The sequence below is a fragment of the Serratia sp. 22278 genome, assembly GCF_052045405.1.
Lineage (GTDB): Bacteria > Pseudomonadota > Gammaproteobacteria > Enterobacterales > Enterobacteriaceae > Serratia > Serratia marcescens.
This window is the reverse complement of sequence record NZ_JBQEOW010000018.1, coordinates 59,484-68,985: the sequence shown is the minus strand read 5'-3', so window position 1 is coordinate 68,985 and position 9,502 is coordinate 59,484. Positions and strand designations below refer to the sequence as shown.

Sequence of the window (9,502 nt, the reverse complement as noted above, 5' to 3'; positions counted from 1 at the left end):
GCGGGGGCCGGATTTGAACCGACGACCTTCGGGTTATGAGCCCGACGAGCTACCAGGCTGCTCCACCCCGCGTCCGATGGATGCGCACTATACTCTCCATGCGTTTTGTTGCAAACCCTTTTTGCATTTTATTGGCCTAAACCCGTTTTTCTGCTGGATTTGCCCGCAATTTGCCTTCTTTTTCATCACCATCCTCCGGGCGGCTTTTTTTATTTGCAGCGATTCCTTTATCAATGAGCGTTTGTTATCGTTCAGCCGGTAGATCATATCAGTTTGAGAGTGTGCGCGATGAAAGGACGTTGGGGCAAATACCTGCTGGGCGGGTTGATGGTGGCGGTGTTGGCGGGCTGTTCGTCCAAGCCGACCGATCGGGGTCAGCAATATAAGGACGGCCGTCTGGATCAATCGCTGGAGCTGGTCAATCAGCCCAACGCCAAAGGTTCGCCGGTCAACGCCAAGGATTACTCGGATCAGCTGATGGAGATCAAGTACGCGTCGCCTTCGCTGTTTAACCGCAACAACAGCACCTATCAGGCGGTGCAAAGCTGGATGGCGTCTGGCGCCGACACGCGCATGCTGAGCCAGTACGGCCTCAGCGCTTACCAGATGGAAGGCGTCGACAATTACGGCAACGTGCAGTTTACCGGCTACTATACGCCGGTGGTGCAGGCGCGCTATACCCAACAGGGCGAGTTCCGCTATCCGCTGTACCGCATGCCGCCGAAGGGCAGGGGGCGCTTGCCGGATCGCGCGGGCATCTATTCCGGCGCGCTCGACGATCGCTATATCATCGCTTACACCAACTCGCTGATGGACAACTTCATGATGGAAGTCCAGGGTAGCGGCTATGTCGACTACGGCAACGGCCAGCCGCTGGTGTTTTTCGGCTACGGCGGCAAGAACGGCCATGCCTATCGCAGCATCGGCAAGGTGCTGATCGATCGTGGCGAAGTGGCCAAGGCGGACATGTCGATGCAGGCGATCCGTCAGTGGGCGGATACCCACAGCGCCGCAGAGGTGCGTGAGCTGCTGGAGCAGAACCCGTCGTTCGTGTTCTTCCGTCCGGAAGCTTTTGCGCCGGTGAAGGGCGCCAGCGCGGTGCCGCTGATCGCCAAAGCCTCGGTGGCTTCCGACCGTTCACTGATCCCGGCGGGCACTACGCTGCTGGCCGAAGTGCCGCTGCTGGACAACAAGGGTAAATTCACGGGAAAATACGAGATGCGTCTGATGGTCGCGCTCGACGTGGGCGGCGCCATCAAGGGCCAGCATTTTGACATGTATCAGGGCATCGGGCCGGAAGCCGGCCACTCGGCGGGGTACTACAACCACTACGGCCGCGTCTGGGTGCTGAAGAACAACGGCGGTGGCCAGCTGTTCAGCGCCAATCAGTCAAACCGCGGCGGTTCGTTGCTGGCCACCCGCTAAACGCATACGGCGTGAAAAGATTGACCCGCAAGGGCCGGATTTTCCGGCCCTTATCATTTGCATTATGAAGGTAATTAAAGCGTTATGAGTACAGCTTATTCGGAAGCCTATCTGCAGCGTTTCGGCGGCACGGCGCGGTTGTACGGCCAGCAGGCGCTGGCGGTGTTCGCGCAGGCGCACGTCTGCGTGATCGGCATCGGCGGCGTGGGTTCCTGGGCGGCTGAGGCGCTGGCGCGCACCGGCATCGGCGCCATTACCCTGATCGACATGGATGATGTTTGCGTCACCAATACCAACCGCCAGATCCACGCGCTGCGCCAGCACGTCGGGCAATCGAAAACCGAGGTGATGGCGGAGCGTATCCTGGCGATTAATCCGGAATGCCGGGTGACCTGCATCGACGATTTCATCACCCCGGACAATGTCGCCGAGCTGCTGGACCATAACTTCAGCTACGTCATCGACGCGATCGATAGCGTGCGGCCGAAGGCGGCGCTGCTGTCATACTGCCGCCGATTCAAGATCCCGGTGGTGACCACCGGCGGCGCCGGCGGGCAGATTGACCCGACCAAAATTGAAGTGGCCGATCTGGCCAAAACCATCCAGGATCCGCTGGCCGCCAAGCTGCGCGAGCGGCTGAAGCACGATTTCAACGTGGTGAAAAACGGCAAGGGCAAGCTGGGCATCGACTGCGTCTTCTCCAGCGAGCCGCTGGTTTATCCGCAGCCGGACGGCTCGGTATGCGCTTCGCGCAGCACGGCGGAAGGGCCAAAAAGAATGGATTGCAGCGCGGGGTTCGGCGCAGCGACTATGGTCACCGCCACCTTCGGCTTCGTCGCCGTGTCGCACGCGCTGAAAAAGATGCTGGCGAAGGCGGCACGTCAGGCGTAACGGGCGGCGATCGCCTGCACGGCGGCGGCCAACGCCGCCAGGCCGCTGGCGCGGGTGGCGCTCAGCTGCGCGCGCAATGCCAGGCGGTCGAACAACGCCAGCGGATCCAATGCGGCGATCTGCGGCGGCGTTTTCCCTTCCACTTCGGTCAGCAGCACCGCCAGCAGGCCGCGCACGATGCGGCCTTCGCTGTCGCCATAGAAATGCAGCGTGCCGTCTTCCAGTAACTGGTGCCCCAGCCAGACGCGGTTTTCACAACCGCTCAATTCCATTTCTTCACTGCGCAAGGCCTCCGGCAGCGGCGGCAGCCGTTTTGCGAGCATAATCAGCTGGCGGTAGCGGTCTTCCCACTGTTTCAGCGCGCTGAAGGTGGCGATCAAGGCTTCGGCGGTGATCTCTCGGCCAAAAGGATGGGGGGCGAGCATAGCGTCTCCGGGAGTCAAGTCAGTCGGCCAGCAGATCGAGGGCGTGAGTCAACGCGCTGACCAGCGTATCGACGTCCTGTTGCGTATTGTAGGGGGCGAACGACGCGCGCAGCGTGCCGCTGACGCCTAACGCCGCCATCAGCGGCTGCGCGCAGTGCTGGCCGGCGCGCAGCGCAATGCCTTGCTCCGCCAGCAGCGTGACGATGTCGCTGTGGTGTACGCCGGCGATGTCGAACGCCAGCAGGCTGGAGCCGGAGCTGCGGAAGCTGCGAAAGCCCGGCAGCTGCGCCAACCGTTGTTCCGCCTGGTCCGCCAGCTCGCGGCTGTAGCGCTCCGCCGCCGCCATGTCCTGTTCGCTGAGCCAGGTGAGCGCGGCGGCCAGCCCCAGCACGCCGGCGATGTTTGGCGTGCCGGCTTCGAAGCAGTGCGGCGGCTTTTGCGGGGTAAAGCCGTCGAACGATGCCTGGGTCAGCATCTTGCCGCCGCCTTGCCACGGGGCCATCTGCGCCAGCAGTTCGGCTTTGCCGTACAGCGCGCCGATGCCGGTCGGGCCATACAGCTTGTGGCCGGAGAAGGCGTAGAAATCGATGTCGAGTCGCTGTACGTCGGCCGGGCCGTGAACCACGCCCTGGGCGCCGTCGATCATCACGCGCGCGCCGGCGGCATGGGCCAGCGCGATAGCCGGCGCCAGATCTGGGCAACCGCCGGTGACGTTGGACATTTGCCCCAGCGCCAATAGGCGGGTTTTGTCGTTGAGCAGGGCGGGCAGCTGCGTCAAATCCGGCAACCGATCGGCGCCGATCGGCAGTTTCACCACCCGCGCGCCGGTTTGTTCCGCCACCATCAGCCAGGGGATCAGGTTGGCGTGGTGTTCCGCTTCGCTCACCAGAATTTCGTCGCCTGGCTGCAGACGCGGGCGCAGGTAGCTCTGCGCCACCAGGTTGATCGCCTCGGTGGTGCCGCGCGTCCAGACGATGTCGTCGGCCGACGGTGCATGGATCAGTTGCGCCACCTGGCCGCGCGCCTGCTCGAAGCGGGCGGTCAGATCCTGCGCCGCCCGATGCTGGCTGCGGTGCACGGTGGCGGCGTCATCGCGATAAAATTGCTGCGTGGCGTCGATCACCGCCTGCGGTTTCAATGCGGTGGCGGCGCTGTCCAGATAGATACCGTCCTGCGCGAGCGCGGGAAACTGTTGGCGAAAAAGGCTGGGATTAAAAGGCGTCATACCTTGATTGTCACTGGCTTGAGTCGATGGGTGATCCTGTCCTATTTTGCCGCCGGAGACAAGCGATCCTGCCTATTAGGACTTATCGCCTGGCAAAACTGAGAAAGTTTGTTATGCTATTAAATGTGCGCTTATTAATCGCATTTATACACACAAAAGGTATTTATCAGCATTTAAAACTACAAAGGAGTCCTCAATGAAGAAAACAGCCGCAGTTCTCTCTGCCCTGATGCTTACGTTCACCCTGGCCGCCTGTTCCAGCAACTACGTGATGCATACCAATGACGGACGCACCATTGTTGCTGACGGCAAGCCTAAAGTGGATAACGATACCGGCATGATCAGCTATAAAGACGCCAACGGCGTCGAGCAACAGATCAACCGCGCCGATGTGAAAGAGATGGTTGAAAGCGACCAATAAGCGTCAGGCAAAAAAAAAGCACCGCAAGTTTTGCGGTGCTGCATAAAATCACTATGGACAGACAGGGTAAATGTACAGGAAGTGAAAAAACAGTAGCCTAGCTACCATGTCCGGAATCGCCGGACAATTTGCAAACACAACATCACAACCACAAGCCAAAAGTTCATCGGCGTCCTCGACACCCACTCCCTTTTCGTTCCGGCCCGGGAAGTGCCGCCACTATAGGTATTTGCTGGCGCATCCTCAACGGACAAATTATAATGGCTCGGATAAAAAAAACTAATGGCAATACGCCGTTAGCGTTTACCGATGGCTTGCCACGTAAAGCCGCCCGATTTTCGGCGCCGAATCATTCGGATTAATGTTACACAAAAGTAGCTAATTTAATGTCTAAACGCTTACCTCCCCTCAATGCGCTGCGCGTGTTCGATGCGGCCGCTCGCCACCTGAGTTTCACCAAGGCGGCGGAAGAGCTGTTCGTGACCCAGGCCGCGGTGAGCCACCAGATCAAGTCGCTGGAGGACTTCCTCGGGCTGAAGCTGTTTCGTCGGCGCAACCGCTCGCTGCTGCTGACCGAAGAGGGGCAAAGTTACTACCTCGATATCAAGGAGATCTTCTCTTCGATCAACGAGGCGACGCGCAAGCTGCAGGCGCGCAGCGCCAAGGGGGCATTAACCGTCAGTCTGCCGCCGAGCTTCGCCATTCAGTGGTTGGTGCCGCGCCTTTCCGGCTTTAACTCAGCTTATCCGGGGATCGATGTGCGCATCCAGGCGGTGGACCGCGAAGAAGACAAGCTGGCGGACGACGTCGATGTGGCGATTTTCTACGGCCGCGGCAATTGGCCGGGGCTGCGCGCCGAGCGCCTGTATGCGGAATATCTGCTGCCAGTTTGTTCGCCGAGCCTGTTGACCGGCGATCATCCGCTGAAAACCGCAGACGATCTGGCTTATCATACGTTGCTGCATGACGTTTCACGCCGCGACTGGCTGGCCTATACGCGCCAGCTGGGGTTGCAACACATCAATGTGCAGCAGGGGCCGATCTTCAGCCACAGCGCCATGGTGGTGCAGGCGGCGGTGCACGGCCAGGGCGTGGCGCTGGTGAATAACGTGATGGCGCAAACCGAGATCGAAGCCGGTCGCCTGGTATGCCCGTTCAACGATGTGCTGGTCAGTAAAAACGCTTTTTATCTGGTATGTCATGACAGCCAGGCAGAACTGGGTAAAATAGCCGCCTTCCGGCAGTGGATCCTGGCGCGCGCCGCCAGCGAACAAGAGAAGTTCCGCTTCCGCTACGAACAATAAGGCCGGCCGCCGCCTTGTCGCGGCCGGTGATTTTTAATGGGATAGATCACGATGAGCAGCCGTTCCATGCTGGTTTTCGCCGCTATCAGCGGCTTTGTGTTTGTCGCGTTGGGCGCATTCGGCGCGCATGTGTTAAGCGGCACGCTAGGCGCCAACGAAATGGCCTGGATCCGCACCGGGCTGGAATATCAGGGGTTCCACACCCTGGCCATCCTGGCGCTGGCGGTCGCGATGCAGCGCCGCGTGAGCCTGTGGTTTTACTGGAGCGGAGCGCTGTTGGCGTTCGGCACCGTGTTGTTCAGCGGCAGCCTCTATTGCCTGGCGCTGTCGCACCTGAAGGTCTGGGTATATATCACGCCGGTTGGCGGCGTGTGCTTCTTGATCGGCTGGATATTGATGTTGATTGGCGCTTTGCGTCTGAGGAAAAAGGCCGAGCGCCATGAATAAGATTGCGTTGTATTGCCGCCCCGGCTTCGAAAAAGAGTGTGCGGCGGAGATCACCGATAAAGCCGCCCAGCTGGAGATTTACGGCTTTGCGCGGGTAAAAGAGCACAGCGGTTACGTGCTGTTCGAATGCTACCAGCCGGACGATGCCGATCGCCTGGCGCGGGAGATTCCGTTCCGCGAACTGATTTTCGCCCGCCAGATGATCGTGGTGGGTGAGCTGCTGCGCGATCTGCCGCCGGAAGATCGGGTATCGCCGATCGTCGGCATGCTGATCGGCGTAGTCGATCGCGGCGGCGAGCTGCGGGTGGAAGTGCCGGACACCAACGAAAGCAAAGAGCTGATGAAGTTCTGCCGCAAGCTGACGGTGCCGCTGCGCGCCGCGATGCGCGAGCAGAAGGTGCTGATGGCGCGCGAGAACCCGACTCGCCCGGTGGTGCATGTGTTTTTCATCGCGCCGGGCTGCTGCTATGTCGGTTACTCCTACAGCAACAACAACTCGCCGTTCTACATGGGCATTCCGCGTCTGCGCTTCCCGGCCGATGCGCCGAGCCGCTCGACGCTGAAGCTGGAAGAAGCCTTCCACGTGTTCATCCCCGCCGACGAGTGGGACGAGCGCCTGGCCAGCGGCATGCACGCGGTCGATCTGGGCGCCTGCCCGGGCGGCTGGACCTATCAGTTGGTGAAACGCAGCATGATGGTGCATTCGGTGGATAACGGCCCGATGGCGCCAAGCCTGATGGAAACCGGCCAGGTGACGCACCACCGCGCCGACGGCTTCAAGTTCGAGCCGAACAGCAGCAAGATCTACTGGCTGGTGTGCGACATGGTGGAGAAACCGGCGAAGGTGACCAGCCTGATGATTCAGTGGCTGGTGAAAGGCTGGTGCCGTGAAGCGATCTTTAACCTCAAGCTGCCGATGAAAAAGCGCTACGAGGAAGTGTCGCAAAACCTGATGAGCATCCGCGAAGCGCTGGGCGCCGCCGGCATCAGCGCTGAAGTGCACGCCAAGCAGCTGTATCACGATCGCGAAGAGATCACCGTACACGTGCGCCGCATGTGGTCGGCGGTGCCGGGCCGCCGCGACGAGCGCGATTAACCGCGTGAAGCCTTAATGAAGGGCGCTGCTTGCAGCGCCCTTATTGTATCGGCAGGCGCAGCTGCTGCAGGTTGCCGTCCAGCGACAGATCGGTGCGTAGCGTGGCGACCCGTTTGCTGATGTAGGCCAGCTCGCGGTGCTGCTCCAGCTTACCGCGCCATTTCTCCGGCACCTGCTCCAGGTGCTGATAAAGCCCGTCCAGATTACCCGATTGCTGCAGCAGCAGCACGGCGGTCTTCGGCCCGATGCCGGCCACGCCGGGGATCTTGCTGCTGCCGATCCCCGCCAACCCCCAGTAGTCCGGCAGCTGCTGCGGCTGCACGCCAAACTCCTGTTGCACGAAAGGCATATCCAGCCAACGTTTCTGGAAGTAATCGCGAATTTGTACGTTCGGCGCCAGCAGTTGGCAATAGCCTTTGTCGGTGGAGACGATGGTCACCTGGTGGCCGCCGCCGGCGACCTTCGCCGCCAGCGTGGCCGCCAGATCGTCCGCTTCGTTGCCGGGCGAATGCCAGCTGGCGACGCCCAGTTCGGCAAAGGCTTCGCGCAGCTGCGGCATCTCCTGCTGCAGGTTTTCCGGCATCGGCGAGCGCCCGGCCTTGTAGTCCGGCAGAATTTGGTGGCGCCAGCTGTCGCTGCGATCGTCCTCGTCGAATACCGCCACCGCGTGAGTTGGGCGGCTGTGCTGGAGCAACTGCTGCAGCGCGTGGCGGCAGGCGTTGACGCAAGGGGAGCCCTGCACGGCGTGAATGCGGCGGATGAGGTTCAGGGCGTCGACAATCAGTAGGTGTATCATCATGGGCGGTTAGGTCAGAAAAAACAGGGCGGCCGTTACGCCGCCCGGGATTGAGGGTCAGGCGACGATTTCGTAGCAGGGCACATAGGCGCTGCCCGGCAGCTTCATGCGGTGCTGGGCAACAAAGCCCTGCAGCAGGCTGTCCATCTGCTTCATCATTTGCGGTTCGCCGTGCAGCTTGTACGGGCCGAACTGCTCAATGGCGTGGATGCCGTTTTCCTTCACGTTACCGGCCACGATGCCGGAGAAAGCGCGGCGCAGCGCGGCGGCCAATTGCTCCGGCGGCTGGTTCGGATAAAGATTGAGGTTCGCCATGTTCTCATGGGTCGGCTCGAACGGCAGCTGCAGATCCGGCGCGATGCGGATCGACCAGTTAAAGCTGTAGGCGTCGCCGGTGTTGCGGCGGTTCTCCTTCACCAGCGGCATGGCTTTTTTCATCTGCCGCGCCACTTCCGCCGGATCGTCGATGATGATGGTGTAATGGCGGCGCGCTTCGTCGCCCAGGGTGTTCATGATGAACTCGTCCAGCACGCGGAAGTAGTCGGCGCTCTCTTTTGGCCCGGTCAGGATCAGCGGCAGCACCTGTTCACTGTTCTCCGGGTTCATCAGGATACCCAACAGGTACAGCAGCTCTTCGGCGGTGCCGACACCGCCCGGGAAGATAATGATGCCATGCGCGATGCGCACGAAGGCTTCCAGGCGTTTTTCGATGTCCGGCATGATCACCAGCTCGTTCACCAGCGGGTTAGGCGGCTCGGCGGCGATGATCGAAGGCTCGGTCATGCCGATGAAGCGGCTGTTGCGGTAACGCTGCTGCGCGTGACCGACCGCCGCGCCTTTCATCGGCGCTTCCATCGCGCCCGGCCCGCAGCCGGTGCAGATGTTCAGCTCGCGCAGGCCCAGCTGGCTGCCGACCTTGCGCGCGTACAGATATTCGTTCTCGTTGATCGAGTGGCCGCCCCAGCACACCACCATGTTGGGATCTTCATCCAGATGCAGCGTGCGTGCATTGCGCAGGATCGAAAATACCAGGTTGGTGATGTGGGCCGAGTTTTCCAGATTCAGGTGCTGGAAACGGCCGGCGCTGGCGATTTGGCCGTGCACGAACAGGATGTCGCGCAGCACGGCGAACAGGTTGGCCTGCAGCGAACGGATGATGCGGCCGTCGACGAACGCCTCTTCCGGCGGGTTGACCAGCTCCAGCTTCACCCCGCGCTCACGGCGCAGCACGTTGATGTCGAAGGTTTCATAGCGCGACAGCAGCTGTTTGCTGTTGTCGGTTTGGCTGCCGGAGTTCAACACGGCCAGCGAACAGTTGCGGAACAGGCGGTACAGGTCGCTGCTGGCGGTGCGCTTCAGCATGTCTACTTCCAGCTGCGACAATAAATCCATAGAGCCAAGCGGGCTGATGTGTGTAATCAAGGTAACTCCTTTGCACCCGGTGCGGGGCGGTAGTAATCCATACGCAGCAA

11 protein-coding genes are annotated in these 9,502 nt (G+C 60.9%); 7 read left to right on the top strand and 4 right to left on the bottom strand.

Going from position 1 to position 9,502, the window contains the following annotated elements:
• The 3 genes from ACTJJ6_RS22340 to tcdA form a co-directional block, all read left to right on the top strand.
• On the top strand, positions 1–262 hold a 262-nt coding region (locus ACTJJ6_RS22340; protein WP_223145765.1), incomplete at its 5' end, for a hypothetical protein.
• Positions 263–288: 26 nt separating this feature from the next.
• Positions 289–1,425, top strand: a complete 1,137-nt coding sequence (mltA, locus tag ACTJJ6_RS22335; protein ID WP_016929908.1) for a murein transglycosylase A — start codon at positions 289–291, stop codon at positions 1,423–1,425.
• 84 nt (positions 1,426–1,509) lie between these two features.
• Entirely contained in the window at positions 1,510–2,316 is an 807-nt protein-coding gene (gene tcdA, locus ACTJJ6_RS22330) for a tRNA cyclic N6-threonylcarbamoyladenosine(37) synthase TcdA (protein ID WP_033639514.1), read from the top strand.
• Here tcdA and csdE read toward each other — a convergent pair.
• Together csdE and csdA are read right to left on the bottom strand one after the other, a co-directional pair.
• A complete protein-coding gene (gene csdE / locus ACTJJ6_RS22325; protein WP_016929906.1) occupies positions 2,307–2,741 on the bottom strand; it encodes a cysteine desulfurase sulfur acceptor subunit CsdE in 435 nt (144 codons plus the stop codon). The genes tcdA and csdE overlap by 10 nt on opposite strands.
• 19 nt (positions 2,742–2,760) lie before the next feature.
• On the bottom strand, positions 2,761–3,966 hold the full coding sequence (gene csdA / locus ACTJJ6_RS22320) for a cysteine desulfurase CsdA (protein WP_049299593.1): 1,206 nt from the start codon (positions 3,964–3,966) through the stop codon (positions 2,761–2,763).
• Between the two features lie 196 nt (positions 3,967–4,162).
• On the opposite strand from csdA, the gene ACTJJ6_RS22315 reads away from it, so the two are divergent.
• The 4 genes from ACTJJ6_RS22315 to rlmM all read left to right on the top strand — a co-directional run bounded on the left by ACTJJ6_RS22315 (position 4,163) and on the right by rlmM (position 7,234).
• The gene (locus ACTJJ6_RS22315; protein ID WP_028127531.1) at positions 4,163–4,387 is read left to right on the top strand and encodes a YgdI/YgdR family lipoprotein; all 225 of its coding nucleotides are present in this window, start codon (positions 4,163–4,165) and stop codon (positions 4,385–4,387) included.
• 386 nt (positions 4,388–4,773) lie between these two features.
• Positions 4,774–5,691 carry a transcriptional regulator GcvA gene (locus tag ACTJJ6_RS22310; protein ID WP_004931894.1) on the top strand — a complete coding sequence of 306 codons (918 nt, stop codon included), beginning with the start codon at positions 4,774–4,776 and terminating at the stop codon, positions 5,689–5,691.
• Positions 5,692–5,742: 51 nt separating this feature from the next.
• On the top strand, positions 5,743–6,138 hold the full coding sequence (locus tag ACTJJ6_RS22305) for a DUF423 domain-containing protein (protein WP_004931896.1): 396 nt from the start codon (positions 5,743–5,745) through the stop codon (positions 6,136–6,138).
• Positions 6,131–7,234 carry a 23S rRNA (cytidine(2498)-2'-O)-methyltransferase RlmM gene (rlmM, locus tag ACTJJ6_RS22300; protein ID WP_004931897.1) on the top strand — a complete coding sequence of 368 codons (1,104 nt, stop codon included), beginning with the start codon at positions 6,131–6,133 and terminating at the stop codon, positions 7,232–7,234. The genes ACTJJ6_RS22305 and rlmM overlap by 8 nt, the downstream gene beginning before the upstream one ends.
• A gap of 40 nt (positions 7,235–7,274) precedes the next feature.
• Here the strand turns inward: rlmM and xni are convergent, their stop codons facing one another.
• Together xni and ppnN are read right to left on the bottom strand one after the other, a co-directional pair.
• Positions 7,275–8,033 (bottom strand): flap endonuclease Xni, encoded by a 759-nt coding sequence (gene xni / locus ACTJJ6_RS22295; protein ID WP_033639517.1) that lies wholly within the window; start codon positions 8,031–8,033, stop codon positions 7,275–7,277.
• 54 nt (positions 8,034–8,087) lie between these two features.
• Positions 8,088–9,452: a nucleotide 5'-monophosphate nucleosidase PpnN gene (ppnN, locus tag ACTJJ6_RS22290; protein WP_021505658.1), complete on the bottom strand. Its 1,365-nt coding sequence runs from the start codon at positions 9,450–9,452 to the stop codon at positions 8,088–8,090.
• Positions 9,453–9,502: the final 50 nt, after the last annotated feature.